Genomic DNA, 18,226 nt, shown 5'->3' on the forward strand with positions numbered 1-18,226 from the left:
ACCGGTGCGCTGGGCCGAGTGCACATCGAGGCCATCGACGGGCTGCTGCGTGACGCCGGTCGCGGCCCGGCGGCCCTGCCCGGCGGCTGGCGTGTCCGCCGCCACGCGGCCCACGTTGACCTGGAGCCCCCACCGTCGGGTTGAATGCTGTCGGGTTGCATGCTGTCGGGTGAGACAGCGTGCGTCGGCACCGTGGGCAGGAGAGAGCGTGGACACCGAACAGATGGGCGCCGACCTGGAGAAGGTGCTGCTGACCCAGGAGCAGATCTGGGAGCGCCTCGATGAGCTCGCCGAACAGATCTGGGCCGACTACGCGGGCAAAGACCTGCTGCTCGTCGGTGTGCTCAAGGGCGCCGTGCTCGTGATGGCCGACCTCATGCGGGCGCTGCCGGGCAGCGTGCCGATGGACTGGATGGCGATCTCCTCCTACGGCTCGGGCACCAAGTCCTCCGGGGTGGTCCGCATTCTCAAGGACCTCGACACCGACATCACCGACAAGCACGTGCTGATCGTCGAAGACATCGTCGACTCCGGCCTCACGCTCAGCTGGATCAAGGCGAACCTGGCCTCCCGGCGCGCGGCCAGCGTCGAGGTCTGCACGCTGCTGCGTAAACCCGATGCCGCCAAGGTCGAGGTCGACGTCAAGTACGTGGGTTTCGACATTCCCAACGAGTTCGTGGTCGGATACGGGCTCGACTACGCCGAGCAGTACCGCAATCTGCGGTGCGTCGGCACACTTGCGCCGCACGTCTACTCCTGAGCATCCGCACCGCGCACCTCGTGCCGCCAGAGGCCCGCGGGGCCGCTGCGGAACACCCCGCCAGGCACGAACGTTGCGCATGGTTGGGTCGTCGGAAGAGGCGACGGACGCACGATGAGGAAGGACCGGGGCCCGTGGCCGGGCTGGGGTTAAATCAATGAAATTGAAGCGGATCTTCGCACAGCCCCTGGTCTGGGTGCTGCTGCTGTTCCTCGGGTTCATGGCGGTCTTGCAGCTGACCAGCGACTCCGAATACCAGCGGATCGACACCTCGCAGGCAGTCCAGATCATCAATCAGGGTCAGGCCCAGAAAGTCGTCTTCGAAAACGACGACCGCATCGAGCTGACGCTGACCAGCCCCCAGAACATCGGGGAGCTGCAGAACGTGGAGAAGGTCTACGCGCTGTACGTGCCGCAGCGCGGCGAGTACCTCACCGAACTGGTCCGCGAGCACATGCCGCCCTCGGGCTACACCGACGACCCGCCGCAGAGCACCTGGCTCGGCACGCTCATGATGAGCCTGCTGCCGATCATCATCCTCGTCGCGCTCTTCTGGTTCATCCTTTCCCGGATGCAGGGCGGCGGCTCCAAGGTCATGCAATTCGGTAAGTCCAAGGCCAAGCTGGCCACCAAGGACATGCCGAAGGTGACCTTCGCCGACGTCGCCGGTGCCCAGGAGGCGGTGGAGGAGCTCACCGAGATCAAGGAGTTCCTCTCCGAGCCGGGCAAGTTCCAGGCCGTGGGGGCCAAGATCCCCAAGGGCGTGTTGCTCTACGGGCCGCCCGGCACCGGTAAGACGCTGCTCGCGCGGGCCGTCGCCGGAGAGGCCGGGGTGCCGTTCTATTCGATCTCGGGTTCGGACTTCGTAGAGATGTTCGTCGGTGTCGGCGCCTCTCGCGTGCGCGACCTGTTCGAGCAGGCCAAGCAGAACAGCCCGGCCATCGTCTTCGTCGACGAGATCGACGCCGTCGGTCGCCACCGCGGCGCAGGCCTGGGCGGCGGGCATGACGAGCGCGAGCAGACGCTGAACCAGCTGCTCGTCGAGATGGACGGCTTCGACGTCAAGACCAACGTCATCCTCATCGCCGCCACCAACCGCCCCGACATCCTCGACCCTGCGCTGCTGCGCCCGGGGCGGTTTGACCGCCAGATCGCCGTCGAGGCCCCCGACATGATCGGCCGCCACAAGATCCTCGAGGTGCACGGCCGCGGCAAGCCCCTGGCCGACGGCGTCGACCTGCTGGCCGTGGCCCGCCGCACCCCCGGCTTCACCGGTGCCGACCTGGCCAACGTGCTGAACGAGGCCGCGCTGCTCACGGCGCGCTCCAACGCCCAGCTGATCGACGACCGCGCCCTCGACGAAGCCATCGACCGCGTCGTCGCCGGCCCGCAGAAGCGCACCCGCATCATGAGCGCCAGGGAGAAGAAGATCACCGCCTACCACGAGGGTGGCCACGCCCTCGTCGCCGCGGCGCTCAACCACACCGACCCGGTCAGCAAGGTGACGATCCTGCCGCGCGGCCGGGCCCTGGGCTACACGATGGTGCTGCCCGCCGACGACAAGTACTCCACGACGCGCAACGAGATGCTCGACCAGCTGGCGTACGCCCTCGGCGGTCGCGTGGCGGAGGAGATGATCTTCCACGACCCGACCTCCGGGGCCGCCAACGACATCGAGAAGGCCACCGGTCTGGCGCGCAAGATGGTCACGCAGTTCGGCATGAGCGAGCGGATCGGCGCGGTCAAGCTCGGCCAGAGCCAGGGCGAGGTCTTCCTCGGCCGCGACATGGGCCACGAGCGCGACTACTCCGAGGGCTTGGCCGCCGTCGTCGACGAAGAGGTGCGCCGCTTCATCGAGGCCGCGCACGACGAGGCCTGGCACGCCCTCAACGACAACCGCGACGTGCTCGATCACCTGGTGCTGGAGCTGCTGGAGAAGGAAACCCTGGGTGCCCAAGCCCTGGCGGACATCTTCGAGGCCGTGCGCAAGCGGCCGCACCGCCCCGTGTGGCTCTCCAGCGACCGCCGCACCGTCAGCGACATGCCGCCGGTGCTCACGCCCGCCGAGAAGGCCGCCCTCGACGCGGGCCAGGACCCCGCAGCGATCGACGCCGACAACGAAGAGCACCCGCTCGCGGAGATCATCGAGGTGCCCAGCGGCGGTCGAGTGGACCCGACCGGTGACTGAGCTGACGCAGCCCTCGCCCGTCGACCAGCCGCGCATCGAGGCCGCCGTCCGCGAGATCCTGCTGGCGGTGGGAGAGAACCCGGAGCGGGAGGGTCTGCGGGACACCCCCGCTCGGGTCGCCCGCGCCTACGCCGAGATCTTCTCCGGGCTGCACATGGACCCCGCAGAAGTGCTCGGCACCCGGTTCGAGATCGAGCACGACGAGCTCGTGCTCGTCCGCGACATCGAGCTGTACAGCACCTGCGAGCACCACCTCGTGCCCTTCCACGGCGTCGCGCACATCGCCTACATCCCCGACCGCAACGGCCGGGTGACCGGCCTGAGCAAGCTCGCTCGGCTCGTCGAGGTGTACGCGCGCCGCCCGCAGGTGCAGGAGCGGCTGACCAGCCAGGTCGCCGACGCCCTCGTCGACCACCTCGACGCGCAAGGGGTGCTCGTGGTGCTCGAATGCGAGCACCTGTGCATGTCGATGCGGGGGGTGCGCAAGCCCGGCGCTCGCACGATCACCTCCGCGGTGCGCGGCATCCTGCACCGCCCCGAGACCCGCGCGGAGGCGATGAGTCTCGTGCTCGGCGGCACCCGCTGATGCCCGGCCCGCTGCCGCTGCTCATGGGCGTCGTCAACGTGACCCCCGACTCGTTCAGCGACGGCGGACGCTGGTTCGACACCGACGACGGCATCGCCCACGGGATCGCCCTGGCCGACGCGGGCGCCGCCATCCTCGACATCGGCGGCGAGTCGACCCGCCCGGGCGCGCAGCGACCCGAGGAGTCCGAGGAGCTGCGACGCACGATCCCGGTCATTGAGGCGCTGCTCGAACAGCCCGGCATGCCGCCGATCTCCATCGACACGATGCGGGCGCGGGTGGCGGCCGCCGCCATCGAGGCCGGCGCCCGCGTCGTCAACGACGTCAGCGGTGGCCTGGCCGACCCCGACATGGTGCGGGTGCTCGCCGACGCCCCCGACGTCGATTTCGTCGCGATGCACTGGCGCGGGCACAGCGCCGACATGCAACGTCGCGCCGTCTACGGCGACGTCGTGCGCGAGGTGCGCGCCGAGCTCGATGCCCGGGTCGAGCAGCTCGTCGCCGCCGGGATCGACCCGGAGCGCATTGTGCTAGACCCCGGGCTGGGGTTCGCCAAGACCGCCGAGCACAACTGGCAGCTCGTGGGCCGCCTCGACGAGCTCGTCGGCCGCGGTTACCGGGTGCTCATCGGCGCCAGCCGCAAGGCGTTTCTCGGCCGGCTCGAGGCCGGAGCCGACGGAACGCCGGCGCCGCCGCAGGCCCGGGAGGCCGCCACGGCCGCGATCACCCTGTTATGCGCCCAGGCGGGGGTCTGGTGCGTGCGGGTGCACGAGATCGAGCCCTCCCGCAGCGCGTTGCGGGTCGTGGGGGCCGTCGCCGCCCACGCGCCGGACGCGGGCCCGGGGGATCGGCGATGACCGCCGACGGCCGCGACAGCATCCTGGTGCGCGGCGTGAGCGCGCACGGGCGGCACGGGGTGTTGCCGCACGAGAAGCAGTATCCGCAGCCGTTCGTCGTCGACGCCGACCTCGAGCTCGATCTGCGCTGGGCCGGCGCCACCGACGCGCTGGCCGACTCCGTCTCCTACGCCGTGGTCGCCGAGCAGATCCGCGCCCGCCTGACCGGGGCCAGCGTCGACCTCATTGAGCGGCTCGCCGACCTCATCGCGCGCGACTGCCTGGCCCAGGAGCTGGTGGAGGCCGTCACCGTCACGGTGCACAAGCCGGCGGCGCCCGTGGGGCTCGAGTTCGGCGACGTCGCCGTCCGCGTCCGCCGCGGGCAGGCTCGCCTGGCCGTCGTGGCGCTCGGCGGCAACCTGCCCGGCCCGGCCGGCGGCCCGAAGCACACGCTCGCCTCCGCCGCTCTCGACCTGAGCGCGCTGCCCGCCTCCGAACTGCTGGGCGTCTCGCCGCTGGTCCGCTCGGCGGCGATGACCGCGCCAGGCGACGACGAGCCCCAACCCGACTACCTCAATGCGGTCGCCGTACTGCGCACGGACCTGCACCCGCGCACCCTGCTGGCGCACCTGCACCGCATCGAGGCCGACCACGGGCGAGTCCGCGAACGTTCGTGGGGGCCGCGGACCCTCGACCTCGACCTCATCGACGTGCGGGCTCTCGGGGCGCCCAGGTTGGAGTCCGCCGGTGCCCTGCGGCTGCCGCACCCCGGCGCGGGAGAACGCGACTTCGTGCTGCAGCCGTGGGCCGGGGTCGACCCTGCCGGCGCGGCGCAGTTCCGGGCGGAGCTGGCGGGGGAGCAGGGCGTCGAGGCGCCCACCGCACCAGCCCTGGCCGACGGCCCGCCGTGGCCGCGGGCGGTGCGCCGCTGGGTGCGGGTCGTGGCGCGCGAGCGGGCGCCAGGGGGTGCGCCGTGAGTGTGCGCGAACACGGAGTGCGCGGCCGCGATGTGCTGACCGTCGGGATCGCCGCCGCGGCCCTGGCCTACGCGCTGCTCATGCTGTGGCTGCGCGGCTCGTCGTCGCTGCCGCTGGTCACCTGGGCCGTCGCGCCGGTGCTGCTCGCTGCCGCGCTCGCCCTCGTGCTCACCGGGCGGGCGGTGCGGGCCACGGTGCGCGGCACGGCGAAGCGGCCCGTCGAGCCGCTCGCCGCCTACCGAGTGCTGCGGATGGCGCAGGCCTGCGCCTTGGCGGGCGCGGCGGTCGCGGGCGTCTATCTCGCGTTCGTCGTCGCCGCGCTGCCGGATGTCGACGCCTTCTCCGTGCGGATGGCAGCGATGTCGGCCGGGGCCATCGCCCTGGCCGGGGGCGTGCTCAGCGGCGCCGGGCTGTGGACCCAGTCGATGTGTCGCCTCGACCCGGACGGCCGCTCGCGGGACGACCTCGACCCCGGTGACCCCCTCGACCCACGTGACGGGCTCGACGGCCCCGACGATCCACCGCTCGCCCGACCGTAGCCCTGGCCACCGGCCCGACCAGCTGGGCGGCCCGGCTTAGGCAGGTGGAGGCCGGCGTAGGCACGGCGTTAGTTCGAGGGCCGACACGGGCAAACCGCCGGTGAGGTGTCGGGTGCCGGGTCTGCGGGTACGGTCCCAGCATGGCTTCGCAGCGACCGGCCCGTCTCGACGTGGCGGTCATCTCCGCCGGCCGCGTGGGGTCCGTCCTCGGGGCGGCGCTCACCGCGGCCGGGCACCGGGTGGTCGCCACGAGCGGGGTCAGCGACGCCTCGCAGCGGCGGGTCCGGACGCTGCTGCCGGGCGTGCCGCTGCTGCCGGTCGAGGAGGCGGTGGCCCGCGCCGAGCTGGTCCTGCTGGCCGTTCCGGATGCCGCGCTGGCCGACCTCGTCGTCGGCCTGACCCGGGTCGCAGCCTGGCAGGCGGGGCAGATCGTCGTGCACACCAGCCCCCGCTACGGCACCCAGGTGCTGGAGCCGGCACTGGCGGCCCACGTGCTGCCGATCGCGCTGCACCCGGCCATGCACTTCTCCGGTACTCCGACCGATCTGGAGCGGCTGCCCGACGCCCGCTTCGCGGTGACCTGCGCTGCCGCGCTGCGCCCCATCGGCGAGGCCCTGGCCATCGAGATGGGCGGGGAGCCGGTGTGCGTCACCGAGTCCGCGCGCCCCCGCTACGCGGCGGCCGTCTCCCACGCGGCCGGGCACTTGTCGGTCGTGGTCGACCAGGCCGCCGAGTTGCTCGCCGACGCCGACGTCGGGGGGTCCCGGCGGCTGCTGGCGACCCTCATGCTCACCGCGCTGGAGTCGGCGTTGCGGGAGGGCGACGACGGCGGCCGGGTCGCGGCCCTCTCCGATGTGAGTGCATTGCGCGCCGACCTGGAGACCCTGCACGCCTGCGCGCCGGACTCCCGCGCGGTGCATCTGGCGATGGCTCGCGCCACGGCGGCCCGCGCGATGGCCGCGGGTCGATTGGCCGCCCCGGCGCTTGACGAACTCCTCGATCTGCTGACCGCCCCACCCGGCCACTCCGCACCCTGACGACACGCTGACGCAACCCCGACGACGAATGGTCGCGGGTGCGCAGGCTCGGGCCGTGTTCCGTTGGCGCAGGGCTTAGGCTGGTCGGGCCGGCGGGCCCCCTCGGGTGCCGGTACAGATTTTCCACTGGAGGTGAGCGCATGGACCAGGCCTGGGCCATTGCCGTCGCGATTCTGCCCTCGATCGGCGTCGGGTACTTGTTCTACAAGGTGATCCGCACCATCGTGGAGTCCGATCGCAATGAGCGGCTCGCTCATTCCCGCTGGGAGGCCGAGCAGGACTCCCGTGAACTGCGCGAGCAGGAAGTGCGCGATCACGAACTCAGTGGGGGTCAAGCCAAAGAAACGACACCGCTCGCGAGCGGTCATGCCGGGCCCGCAGACGCATAAATTCTTGCAACGTCGGGCGCTTCGGGAAAATTATTTCGTGGGTCGCTTTTCCTTACGCGAGTTTATCCACTACGCTGAGCCGTGTCCCCCGGCGGAGCGCTCGTTTGTTGCCGTTCCCCGGTACGTGTCCTCGTGAAGACGGAGTATCAGATGGCTCAGCGGGTTCAGATCCTTCTCGTCGATGATCTCGACGGCGGAACAGCCGAAGAGACGGTTTCCTTCGGTCTGGACGGCGTGTCCTACGAGATCGACTTGTCGTCGACGAACGCTGCGAAGCTGCGCGACGCTTTCGGTGAGTGGACCGGTCACGCTCGCCGTGCCGGTGGTCGTCGCGCGACGGGTCGTCGCCCCGCGGCAGCCGGTCGCCGCCAAGACCTCAATGCGATCCGCGAGTGGGGCCGCGCCAACGGTTTCAAGGTCAGCGACCGGGGCCGCGTCTCCGGTGAGCTGCAGGACGCCTACGACAAGGCGCATGGCTGATAGCACGGCGGGCGTTTGTAGGAGGCGGGGCCGGCGCGAAAGCCGGCCCCTTCGCCTACCCCGGGGCGAAATGTCGCCTCCTTTGTGCGGATTCACACGTTCATGAGGTCACCGTCGCGTTGCAAGCGCTCCAACACCTGTCGCGGAGTTAGCTGACGCAACACGTCGACTTCACTGTTGGCGGCCCGTTCGATCTCGGCCCACGAGCGCGGCGCCGCCACCGTGGGGCTGCCGCCGCGGCCCCGCAGGGAATACGGGCAGATCGTCGTCTTGGCCCGCGTGTTCTGGCTCCAGTCGAGAAAAACCTTGCCGGGCCGCACCGCTTTGGTCATACGGCTCACCACCAGATGCGGATGCTGCGCCGCGAGTGCCTCCGCCAGGCCTTGGGCAAGGGCGCGGGTGTCGTCGGCTGCGCGCAATTGCGGCGTCGGCACATAGAGCTGTAATCCCTTGTTGCCACTCGTCACCGGAATGATCGGACCGGGCAGCACCCCCTGCAGTGCCTCGCGTACGAGCAGTGCCACCTGAGCGCATTCGCCCAGCCCCGCCGGGGGCCCGGGATCCAGGTCGACGACGAGCCGATCGGGGATTTGCGGCACCCCCTCGGCGTCGACGCGCCACTGATGCACGTGTAACTCCAGGGCCGCGAGATTGGCCAGCCACACCAGTCCGGCCACGTTGTCGATCAGCGGATAGACCACCGTCTCCGGTTCTCGGCCTTCGCGCGTGGAGCGTGACGAGGCGGAGGCGATCGAAACCCGCTGCACCCAGCGGGGGGATCCCGCGGGCAGGTTCTTCTCGAAAAACGACTCCGAGCCGGTGCCGTGCGGCCAGCGCACCCGCGTCACCGTCCGCCGCCGTAGTTGCGGCAGCAGCGCCGGGGCCACCGCCGTGAGGTATTGCATGACCTCGGCTTTGGTGAAGCCGGCCGTCGGGTACAGCACCTTGTCGAGATTGGTCAGCACCAGCCGGTGCCCGTCGACCTCGACTGGGGTGCGTTGCTGCTCAACCATCTTCGGCCTCTCGAAGGTCGCCTGCGGACAGGTCGGCCCGCACCCGCAGCAACGTCGGCTGTCGCAGTCGGCCCGTGGATTCACCGAGCGTCCCCAGGGACCGGACGTCGACGACGATCCGCGGCGCAACCCAGTGCGTGCCGCGGGCATCCGCCGGCGGCACTGGCGTCGTGAACGGGCTCTGTTCGGCGTGCGCCTGCGCCAAGAGAGGCAACAGCACCTGAGCCTGCGCGGCACCCAGGCCGCTGCCGACCCGCCCGACGAAGCGCCATCCCTGCCCCTGCGGGATGCCCACGAGCAGGGCGCCGAGGCCGGCGCCGGAGGTCGCCTCCGGGCGCCACCCGCCGACGATCACCGACTGGGTCGGTCGGTGCGCGATCTTGACCCACGACGGGCTGCGCCGGCCGGGCTCGTACTGGGAGTCCAGGCGTTTGCTGACGATGCCCTCCAGGCCCTGCTCGGCGGTTGCTCGCAGCAGCGCCGCACCGTCGGGGTACACCGGGGGGACCAGCGCCCGCGGCCCGGGAATCTCCAGGCCTTCCAGCAGCGCCCGCCGATCCCGCAGCGGCAACCGGGTCACATCGTGCCCGTCCAGACGCAGCAGGTCGAACACCATGTAGGTCACCGGGCGGGCCGCCGCGAGCTGCTTGGCGGTACCGCCCCGGGCGTGGATGCGGTCGATGAGCCGGGAGAACGAGGGCTGGCCCTGCTCCAGGCTGACCACCTCCCCGTCGAGCAGCACGTCGGGGTGCACGTCGAGCAGGCCCGCGAGCTCGGGAAAGCGGTCGGTCGCCTCGGTCTCGGCGCGGGTCGTCAGGCGCAGCCGCCCGGCTCGCACATCGGCCAGAATGCGCATGCCGTCCCACTTCACCTCGTGCGACCAGGCGGCGCCGGTCGGGGGCCGCGCCGCAGCGCTCGCCAGCATCGCTCGCACCCGCTCACCTCCTCGAGCCTAGCTTGCAACACCGCGGGGGGTGTGGGCTTCCAGAGCCCTCGTGGACAGGGCATGCTGGGCGACATGCGAGCGATGTGGAAGGGCGCGGTCTCGTTCGGGCTCGTCAGCGTGCCGGTGCGGCTCTACAGCGCCACGGAGAGCCATGACCTGCAGTTCCGGCAGGTGCGGGCCAGCGACGGCTCGCGCATCCGGTACCGGCGGGTGGCGGAGGCCGATGGCGAGGAGGTCGTGTACCGCGATATCGCCAAGGGTTACGAGACCGACGACGGTCGGATGGTGATCCTCACCGACACCGACCTGGCCTCGCTGCCGATCCGCAGCAGCAAGGAGATCAGCGTCGAGAAGTTCGTGCCCGCCGATCAGATCGACCCCATCCTGCTCGACCGCGCCTACTACCTCGAGCCCGACTCGGCCGCGGTTAAGCCGTACGCCCTGCTGCGCGAGGCCCTGCGCGACTCCGATCGGGTCGCTGTCGTCACCGTCTCGGTGCGCACGCGCCTGACGACCGCGGTGCTGCGGGTGCGGGGCGACGTCATCGTCATGCAGACGATGCTGTGGCCCGACGAGGTGCGGGCCGCCGACTTCCCCGTGCTCGACGACGTGCCCGAGCCCAAGCCCGCGGAGACGGCGATGGCCACGATGCTCGTCGACTCCATGGCTGGTGATTTCACACCGGAGGAGTACGAGGACGACTACGCCCAGGCGGTGCACGACCTCGTGGCGACCAAGCTGTCGGGCGGCGAGAGCGTCGAGAAGCCCGCCGAGCCCGACGACGGCGCCGAAGTGGTCGATCTGCTGGCCGCCCTGCAGCAGTCCGTCGAGCGGGCCAAGGCCGCGCGCGAGGCGGGTTGAGGATTACCACCGTTGCCGGTGCCGCCAGGTAGCGTTGGGAGAGCCGATGCCGTGGGACCGGGGTCGGCTTTCGTAAGCCAACCAGGGGGTTAGTCAACGATGCCTGTGTCGCGTGCCCGGCGCCAGATCCTCGCGGGGACCGTTCGTCCGACCCCGCGCCAGGAGCTGTTCGCGCGGGTGCTCATCTGGGTGCACGTGCTGAGCATCATCGCCTCGATCGTGCTCTGGGTCATGTTCCGACGCCACCCCGAGCGCCTCGCCGGGTTCGAGCTGCCCCTGTTGTTGATCAACATTCCGGTCTCGGGTTCGCTGGTCTCGATCGTGTTGCTGGCGATTACCGCCCGCCTGCTCATCGGCCGTAAACGCGCGGGCCTGGGCCTTGTCGCGTTCTTCCAGGCGTTGGCCGTCGTGGCCGGGCTGTCGCTGCTGGCGGCCGTGGTGGTCTATCCCGACGTGCTACCGCCGGCCCTCGACATCTGGTCCGTGCGCTTCCTGATGGGTCCGGGCGTCGACATCGCCTCCAGCCTGGTGGGCTTGATCATGGTCTGGCTGTGCTGGTGGGCGCGGCCGGCGTTTCCCGGTCGGCTGCGCCGCGGCTCCTGGCTGGCGCTGGGTGCGTGTGTGGCCGCCGGAATCCTGTTGTCGGGCGCAGTGGCGTGGACCCTGTTGCGAGTCGCCCATCCGGAGGAGCCGACGGGGGTGTTGGTGCGCGCGGTGTTCGCGCACGTGCTCGGCTTCAGCGGTCCGCCGGCAGCGCACGGCGTGCAACTGCCGGCGTGGATCGGTCAGATCGTCGGCGTGGTGCTGGCCCTCGCGCTGGTGCTCGGCGCGGTGCTGTTCAGCCGCTCGGCTCGCAACCCCACCAAGTGGACCGCCGACCGGGAGCTCGCTGTCCGTCGCCTGCTCGCGGCCAGCCCGGAGACGGATTCGCTCGGTTACTTCTCCACCCGCCGCGACAAGGCCTCGGTGTTCAGCGAGGACGGCCGGGCCGCGGTCTGCTATGACGTCATCGCCGGGGTGTCCTTGGCCTCCGGCGACCCGATCGGTGACCCGGCCTCCTGGCCCGATGCGATCGCCGCCTGGAAGGTCGAGGCCCGCCACTACGGGTGGATCCCGGCTGTGCTGGCCGCGGGGGAGCAGGGGGCCCGGGCGTACGCCGCCGATGGCTTCGACATCCTGGCCCTCGGTGACGAGGCGATCCTCTACCCCGACCGGTACCGCATCAACAGCGTTTCGATGAGCGACGTGCGCCGGGCGGCCGCCCGGGCGCGGGCCGCCGGGCTGCACGTGCAGATCCGCCGACAGGCCGACATCAGCGACGAGGAGCTTGCCCGCCTGGTCACGGACGCCGACGCCTGGCGCGACGGCGACGTCGAGCGCGGCTTCTCGATGGCCTTGGACCGGCACGGCGACCGCGCCGACAATCGCAGCGTCTACGTCACCGCGCAGCTGCCCGACGGCACGATCGTGGGTTTGCTGACCTTCGTCCCCTGGGGTAGCCGGGGGTTGTCGCTGGACCTCATGCGCCGCGCACCCGACGCGCCGAACGGCACGAACGAACTGATGGTCACCGAGCTGATGGAGCGGGCCGACGACGTCGGCGTGCGCGAGGTGTCGCTCAACTTCGCTTTTCTGCGCGGGGTCTTCGCCGACGCCGAACGCCTCGGCGCGGGCATGCTCACCAAGTTCAACTCCTCCTTGCTGGGCGTCTTCGACCGGTTCTTCCAGCTCGAGCGGCTGTACCGGGCGAACCAGAAGTTCGAGCCGACGTGGGTGCCCCGCTACCTGTGCGTCGACTCGCGAGTCTCGATCCCGCAGGTCGCCCTGGCCTGCGCAGTGGCCGAGGGCTTCGTGCCCTATCCCGGCATCCGCCGACGGCACAAGCAGCGCACGCCGTCACTCGACGCGGCGCACCTGGCCGCCATCCGCGAGATCGAGGCTGCGCCCAGTGTCGACGTCGCGGCCCTGGGCCCGGCCCGCGGCGACCAGACCCGCGTTCGCTTGGCGCACCTGGCGCAACTGGCCCAGCGCCCCGCACGCACCGACCGCCCCTATGCCGTCGGCTCCTGGGACGCCGTGGAGCTCTCCCGATTGACCCCGCAGCGCTGGGAGCAGGCCCAGGCCGCGACGCCGGACGCCCCGGCCACAATGCGGGTGTCGGGCCGCGTGCGAGCGGTGCGTGACCACGGCGGGGTGGTCTTCGTGCGGCTCGTCGACGAGGGCACTCAGGCGCAGTTGATCCTGGAGCGGGACACCCTGGGCGCGGCCGACCTCGCCGATTTCACCCGTCTTGTCGACCGCGGCGACCTGCTGCTCGTCGATGTCACGCGGGGGTTCAGCCGCAATGGGACGCCCTCGCTGCTGGTCTCGCATTGGCGGGTGCTGGCCAAGGCGCTGCATCCGATCCCGTTCGAGGCGTTCACCGACTCCGACGCGCGGCTGCGCCGCCGCTCCACCGACCTCATCGTGCACCCGCAGGGCGCCAAGCTGCTGCGGCTGCGCTCCGCGGTCGTGACCTCGTTGCGCCGCACCCTCGACGACTCCGGCTTTCTGGAGGTCGAGACCCCGATCCTGCATTCGGTGCACGGCGGCGCCTCGGCCCGCCCGTTCACGACGTTCATCAACGCCTACGGCGTCGACCTGTTCATGCGGATCGCCCCCGAGCTCTACCTCAAGAGGCTCGTCGTCGCCGGGCTCGGGCCGGTGTACGAGATCGGCCGCAACTTCCGCAACGAGGGCGCGGACGCCACCCACAACCCGGAGTTCACCGCGCTCGAGGCGTATGCCCCCTTCGGGGACTACACGACGATGCGGCTGCTGACGCAACAGTTGGTGCAGGATGCCGCCACCAGCGTGCACGGCGCGCAGGTGTTGCCGCTGCGGCTGCCTCAGGAGGCCCGCGACGCGGCCGCTCGTGGCGAGCGAGTGCAGGTCGACGACGACACCCCCGAGCAACTCATCGACATCAGCGGGCAGTGGCCGGTCGTCACGGTGCTCGACGCGGTGAGCGCGGTGGTGGGGCGCACGGTCCGCCTCGACGACGACTTCGAGGAGCTGCTCACCCTGGCGCGCGAGCACGGGGTGGAGACCGAGCCGCACATGGGTCCGGGGGCCGTCATCGAGGAGCTGTACGGCGAACTCGTCGAGCCCGCCACGATCTACCCGACCTTCTACGTCGACTTTCCGGTCGAGACCTCCCCGCTGGCCGGTGGCCACCGCAGCGACCCGACGCTGGCCGAGCGCTGGGATCTGGTCCTCGGCGGGATGGAGCTGGGCACCGCCTACAGCGAGCTGAACGACCCGCTGGAGCAGCGGCGCCGCCTCACCGAGCAGTCGCTGAAGGCGGCCGCCGGCGACGTCGAGGCGATGCAGGTCGACGAGGACTTCCTGCGCGCCCTGGAGGTCGGGATGCCGCCGTGCGGCGGTCTGGGCATCGGCGTCGACCGGCTCGTGATGGCGTTGACGGGCACCACCATTCGCCAGGTGCTCACCTTCCCGTTCGTGCGGCCGCTGGGCCGGCGCGGCGAATAGGAGTGGAGCGAACGGGTGAAATTCCACCGATCCGCGGATCCGGGCAGTTCGGGCCGTTTCGCCCAGAGCGGAACCTGAGCCGTACCGACTCAACAGGTGGAACACCCCGGCGAAACGTCGCGTTGTGCTCTGGTGGACGCCCTCGGTGGCCGAAGGGAGACCGAGGCGTGACGAGGCACAGCTAGCATCGAGGTAACTCGATAGGCACAGGAGAGCTCATGTTCGAAAGGTTCACCGACCGGGCCCGACGCGTGGTCGTGTTGGCGCAGGAGGAAGCTCGCCTGCTCAACCACAACTACATCGGGACCGAGCACATCCTCCTCGGCCTCATCCACGAGGGCGAGGGCGTTGCGGCCAAGGCACTGGAGAGCCTCGGTATCTCGCTCGACGCGGTCCGCGAGCAGGTGCAAGACATCATCGGTCAGGGCCAGCAGGCGCCCTCCGGTCACATTCCGTTCACCCCGCGCGCCAAGAAGGTGCTCGAGCTGAGCCTGCGCGAGGCGCTGCAGCTGGGGCACAACTACATCGGCACCGAGCACATCCTCCTCGGCCTCATTCGCGAGGGCGAGGGCGTCGCCGCCCAGGTGCTGGTCAAGCTCGGCGCCGACCTCAACAAGGTGCGCCAGCAGGTCATCCAGCTGCTCTCGGGTTACCAGGGCAAGGAGCCGGCCGGCGCGAGCGTCGGTGGCCAGTCCAGCCAGGAGGCGACCCCGGCCGGGTCGCTGGTGCTCGACCAGTTCGGCCGCAACCTCACCCAGGCCGCCCGCGAGAACAAGCTGGACCCGGTCATCGGGCGCACCAGCGAGATCGAGCGGGTCATGCAGGTGCTCTCGCGCCGCACGAAGAACAACCCGATCCTCATCGGCGAGCCCGGCGTCGGCAAGACCGCCGTCGTCGAGGGCCTGGCGCAGGACATCGTCAAGGGCGAGGTGCCCGAGACGCTCAAGGACAAGCACATCTACACGCTCGACCTCGGCGCCCTGGTCGCCGGTTCGCGCTACCGCGGTGACTTCGAGGAGCGCCTCAAGAAGGTGCTCAAGGAGATCCGCACCCGCGGCGACATCATCCTGTTCATCGACGAGATCCACACCCTGGTCGGCGCCGGCGCCGCCGAGGGCGCGATCGACGCGGCCAGCATCCTCAAGCCGATGCTCGCGCGCGGTGAGCTGCAGACGATCGGCGCGACGACGCTGGACGAGTACCGCAAGCACATCGAGAAGGACCCGGCGCTCGAGCGCCGCTTCCAGCCGATCCAGGTCGCCGAGCCGACGCTGAGCCACGCCATCGAGATCCTCAAGGGTCTGCGCGACCGGTACGAGGCGCACCACCGCGTCTCCATCACCGACGCCGCGCTGGTGGCCGCGGCCAACATGGCCGACCGGTACATCAACGACCGCTACCTGCCGGACAAGGCGATCGACCTCATCGACGAGGCGGGCGCGCGGCTGCGCATCCGCCGGATGACGGCGCCGCCGGACCTGCGGGAGTTCGACGAGAAGATCGCGCACGTGCGCCGCGAGAAGGAGGCCGCGATCGACGGCCAGGACTTCGAGAAGGCCGCCAAGCTGCGCGACGACGAGCGTCGCCTCATCGAGGCGAAGAACAAGCGCGAGAAAGAGTGGAAGTCCGGCGACATGGACGTCGTCGCCGAGGTCGACGAAGAGTTGATCGCCGAGGTGCTCGCCGCCTCCACCGGCATCCCCGTCTTCAAGCTCACCGAGGAGGAGAGCTCGCGCCTGCTGAACATGGAGGCCGAGCTGCACAAGCGGATCGTCGGCATGGACGACGCCATCAAGGCGCTGTCCCAGGCCATCCGCCGCACCCGCGCCGGGCTGAAGGACCCGCGCCGCCCCGGCGGCTCGTTCATCTTCGCCGGCCCGACGGGTGTCGGTAAGACGGAGCTGGCCAAGACGCTCGCGGAGTTCCTCTTCGGCGACGAGGACAGCCTGATCACCCTCGACATGTCGGAGTTCGCCGAGAAGCACACGGTCTCGCGGCTGTTCGGCTCGCCTCCGGGCTACGTCGGCTACGAAGAGGGCGGTCAGCTCACCGAGAAGGTGCGCCGCAAGCCGTTCTCCGTCGTGCTCTTCGACGAGGTCGAGAAGGCGCACGCCGACATCTTCAACAGCCTGCTGCAGATCCTCGAGGACGGGCGCCTCACCGACGCGCAGGGCCGGGTCGTCGACTTCAAGAACACGGTCATCATCATGACGACCAACCTGGGCACCCGAGACATCTCCAAGGCCGTGAGCCTGGGCTTCTCGGCCGGTAACGACGCCGCCTCCAGCTACGAGCGCATGAAGAACAAGGTGACGGACGAGCTCAAGCAGCACTTCCGCCCCGAGTTCCTCAACCGCGTGGACGACACCATCGTCTTCCCGCAGCTCAAGGAAGAGGAGATCGTCCAGATCGTCGACCTGATGATCGCCAAGCTCGACGAGCGCCTCAAGGACAAGGACATGGGCATCGAGCTCTCGCCCGCGGCCAAGAGCCTGCTGGCCAAGAAGGGCTACGACCCGGTGCTCGGCGCGCGTCCGCTGCGCCGCGCGATCCAGCGCGACATCGAGGACGTGCTCTCCGAGCAGATCCTCTACGGCCAGGTCGGTGCCGGCGAGATCGTCGGGGTCGACGTCGAGGGCGAGGGCGACGAGGCGAAGTTCACCTTCCACGGCACCAGCAAGGAGCCGGAGCCGGCGACCGTGCCCGCGCGCGCCGCGGGCAGTGACCACGACGGGCCCGACCACATCGCGGGCCTGGGTGGCGGTTCGGTCAGCGCCGAGCGACCCGAGGGTGGCGCCGCCGCCGAGAGCTGATCGGGCGAGCGGAACGTCACGGCGGGCCGGATGCGATGGCATCCGGCCCGCCGTTGGTGTGCCTGGCGTTACGTCGACGCGTGTCGCTCAGGTGACGCCGCTCATCTGCAGCAGGATGTCCGCCAGGTGCTGCGGGTGGGTGTAGGTGGGAAACTGGCCCGCGTCGAGCAGGGTGACCGTGATCGGCGGCTCCGCGCGATCCAGCTCGTACTCCATCGTTTCGCTGCGGTAGTCCCAGCTCTCCAAGCCGTGGACGATGCGCAGGGGCAGCCGCAACCGCTCGTAGAGGGTGCGGCCGGGGTGCAGTGGGTCGTCGGGGGCGAAGTCGTGCAGGCCGAAGATCGTGTCGCTCTTCGGGCTGGTGTGCCAGCCGCCGGGCACCTCCCGGACGCCGTGCCACACCTCCTCCTCGAGGTCGGCCTCGGGGCCGAGCATCCAGTCGGCGCGGACGCGTTCGACCTTCAGGGCGACGAGCTCCTCGATCTCGGTGCGGGTCGGCACGATCGTGTCCATGCGAAACCGGTCGCGGAAGTAGGCCAGCATCTGCGGGGAACGGACCACCGCGACCTCCTCCTCGACCTGCTGCCGGGTCGGGGGAAAGGTGCCGTTCACCGTGACCACACTGCGGAACTTCTCGGGGTGCTCCACTGCGGCGGCCAGGCTCAGCGCGGCGCTGCCCCACCCGGCGGCCACCAGCATGGGACGGTCGAGCCCCAGGTGGTCGACGGCGGCCACGAGATCCCGTCGGTTCTGCGTGCCCGGCAGCAGAGGTGCGTCGGAGCGTCCGTGCCCGCGCCACGCGATCGCGACGGCTCGCAGCCGCCCCGCCAACGCCGCAATGGTCGGCTTCCACTCCAGCGGGCTCAGACCGATGTGGTGCACGAGGAGAGCGTCTGGCCCGTCGCCTCCGAAGTCGAGGACGCTGACGTGGCCGCCCTCGGGAGCGGGGATCCGGTACTCCTCCATGTCAGGCATTGCTATCACCCTCGCGGCCGGTTGGACAGTCACTTATGCGCATCGGCGTGGACGGGTGGCCGGTTCTGCGCGCCGAACGGTGCGCTCCCGGGGTCCGGCGAACGGCGTTGCGGTTCAAGAGGGCAGAGCGAATCGGTCGCCCTCCAGCGGTTCGGCGAGACCGTCGCGCACCAGGGAGTCCAGGCAGCGGCTCGCACGGTCGCTCTCCTGCGGCCAGGCGGCGAGCAGATCCGTGCGGCCGACCGGGGCGCTGGCGCCGCGCAGCACCGCCATGAGGGCGCCGCGGACCTGCCGA

Annotated in this window: 15 protein-coding genes and 1 pseudogene; 12 read left to right on the forward strand and 4 right to left on the reverse strand. The window is 70.5% G+C overall.

The window, feature by feature from the left end; all coding sequences use genetic code 11:
- Positions 1-208: 208 nt before the first annotated feature.
- The 9 genes from hpt to KILIM_RS19765 all read left to right on the forward strand — a co-directional run bounded on the left by hpt (position 209) and on the right by KILIM_RS19765 (position 7,792).
- Positions 209-760, forward strand: coding sequence for a hypoxanthine phosphoribosyltransferase (gene hpt / locus KILIM_RS19720; RefSeq protein WP_006594517.1), 552 nt, complete (start codon positions 209-211; stop codon positions 758-760).
- Positions 761-917: 157 nt separating this feature from the next.
- Positions 918-2,948, forward strand: coding sequence for an ATP-dependent zinc metalloprotease FtsH (gene ftsH, locus KILIM_RS19725; protein WP_006594518.1), 2,031 nt, complete (start codon positions 918-920; stop codon positions 2,946-2,948).
- Positions 2,941-3,534, forward strand: coding sequence for a GTP cyclohydrolase I FolE (gene folE / locus KILIM_RS19730; protein ID WP_006594519.1), 594 nt, complete (start codon positions 2,941-2,943; stop codon positions 3,532-3,534). Before ftsH ends, folE begins: the two co-directional genes overlap by 8 nt.
- On the forward strand, positions 3,534-4,391 hold the full coding sequence (gene folP / locus KILIM_RS19735; RefSeq protein ID WP_006594520.1) for a dihydropteroate synthase: 858 nt from the start codon (positions 3,534-3,536) through the stop codon (positions 4,389-4,391). The genes folE and folP overlap by 1 nt, the downstream gene beginning before the upstream one ends.
- A complete protein-coding gene (folB, locus tag KILIM_RS19740; protein WP_006594521.1) occupies positions 4,388-5,347 on the forward strand; it encodes a dihydroneopterin aldolase in 960 nt (319 codons plus the stop codon). Before folP ends, folB begins: the two co-directional genes overlap by 4 nt.
- Positions 5,344-5,886, forward strand: coding sequence for a DUF3180 family protein (locus tag KILIM_RS22840; protein WP_006594522.1), 543 nt, complete (start codon positions 5,344-5,346; stop codon positions 5,884-5,886). Before folB ends, KILIM_RS22840 begins: the two co-directional genes overlap by 4 nt.
- A 140-nt stretch (positions 5,887-6,026) precedes the next feature.
- Positions 6,027-6,923 carry a Rossmann-like and DUF2520 domain-containing protein gene (locus KILIM_RS19755; protein ID WP_006594523.1) on the forward strand — a complete coding sequence of 299 codons (897 nt, stop codon included), beginning with the start codon at positions 6,027-6,029 and terminating at the stop codon, positions 6,921-6,923.
- A gap of 140 nt (positions 6,924-7,063) precedes the next feature.
- The gene (locus KILIM_RS19760) at positions 7,064-7,312 is read left to right on the forward strand and encodes a hypothetical protein (RefSeq protein WP_006594524.1); all 249 of its coding nucleotides are present in this window, start codon (positions 7,064-7,066) and stop codon (positions 7,310-7,312) included.
- 150 nt (positions 7,313-7,462) lie between these two features.
- The gene (locus KILIM_RS19765) at positions 7,463-7,792 is read left to right on the forward strand and encodes a histone-like nucleoid-structuring protein Lsr2 (protein WP_006594525.1); all 330 of its coding nucleotides are present in this window, start codon (positions 7,463-7,465) and stop codon (positions 7,790-7,792) included.
- A 92-nt stretch (positions 7,793-7,884) separates the two neighbouring features.
- On the opposite strand, the gene ligD (KILIM_RS19770) is transcribed toward KILIM_RS19765, so the two are convergent.
- Together ligD (KILIM_RS19770) and ligD (KILIM_RS19775) are read right to left on the reverse strand one after the other, a co-directional pair.
- Positions 7,885-8,805, reverse strand: coding sequence for a non-homologous end-joining DNA ligase (gene ligD, locus KILIM_RS19770; RefSeq protein WP_006594526.1), 921 nt, complete (start codon positions 8,803-8,805; stop codon positions 7,885-7,887).
- Complete coding sequence (gene ligD, locus KILIM_RS19775; RefSeq protein WP_040563929.1) at positions 8,798-9,730, reverse strand: non-homologous end-joining DNA ligase; 933 nt, start codon at positions 9,728-9,730, stop codon at positions 8,798-8,800. Before ligD (KILIM_RS19775) ends, ligD (KILIM_RS19770) begins: the two co-directional genes overlap by 8 nt.
- A 93-nt stretch (positions 9,731-9,823) precedes the next feature.
- Here ligD (KILIM_RS19775) and ku point away from each other — a divergent pair, with 93 nt between their 5' ends.
- The 3 genes from ku to KILIM_RS19790 all read left to right on the forward strand — a co-directional run bounded on the left by ku (position 9,824) and on the right by KILIM_RS19790 (position 16,956).
- The gene (gene ku / locus KILIM_RS19780; RefSeq protein WP_040563935.1) at positions 9,824-10,612 is read left to right on the forward strand and encodes a non-homologous end joining protein Ku; all 789 of its coding nucleotides are present in this window, start codon (positions 9,824-9,826) and stop codon (positions 10,610-10,612) included.
- 99 nt (positions 10,613-10,711) lie between these two features.
- Entirely contained in the window at positions 10,712-14,143 is a 3,432-nt protein-coding gene (gene lysX, locus KILIM_RS19785; RefSeq protein WP_006594529.1) for a bifunctional lysylphosphatidylglycerol synthetase/lysine--tRNA ligase LysX, read from the forward strand.
- 218 nt (positions 14,144-14,361) lie between these two features.
- Positions 14,362-16,956 (forward strand): ATP-dependent Clp protease ATP-binding subunit, encoded by a 2,595-nt coding sequence (locus tag KILIM_RS19790; RefSeq protein WP_006594530.1) that lies wholly within the window; start codon positions 14,362-14,364, stop codon positions 16,954-16,956.
- An 87-nt stretch (positions 16,957-17,043) separates the two neighbouring features.
- Here KILIM_RS19790 and KILIM_RS19795 read toward each other — a convergent pair whose 3' ends face one another.
- On the reverse strand, positions 17,044-17,931 hold the full coding sequence (locus tag KILIM_RS19795; RefSeq protein WP_006594531.1) for an alpha/beta fold hydrolase: 888 nt from the start codon (positions 17,929-17,931) through the stop codon (positions 17,044-17,046).
- Between the two features lie 114 nt (positions 17,932-18,045).
- Positions 18,046-18,226, reverse strand: a pseudogene (locus KILIM_RS24195) (A/G-specific adenine glycosylase); the annotation flags it as partial.

The sequence above is a fragment of the Kineosphaera limosa NBRC 100340 genome, assembly GCF_000298215.1.
GTDB lineage: Bacteria > Actinomycetota > Actinomycetes > Actinomycetales > Dermatophilaceae > Kineosphaera > Kineosphaera limosa.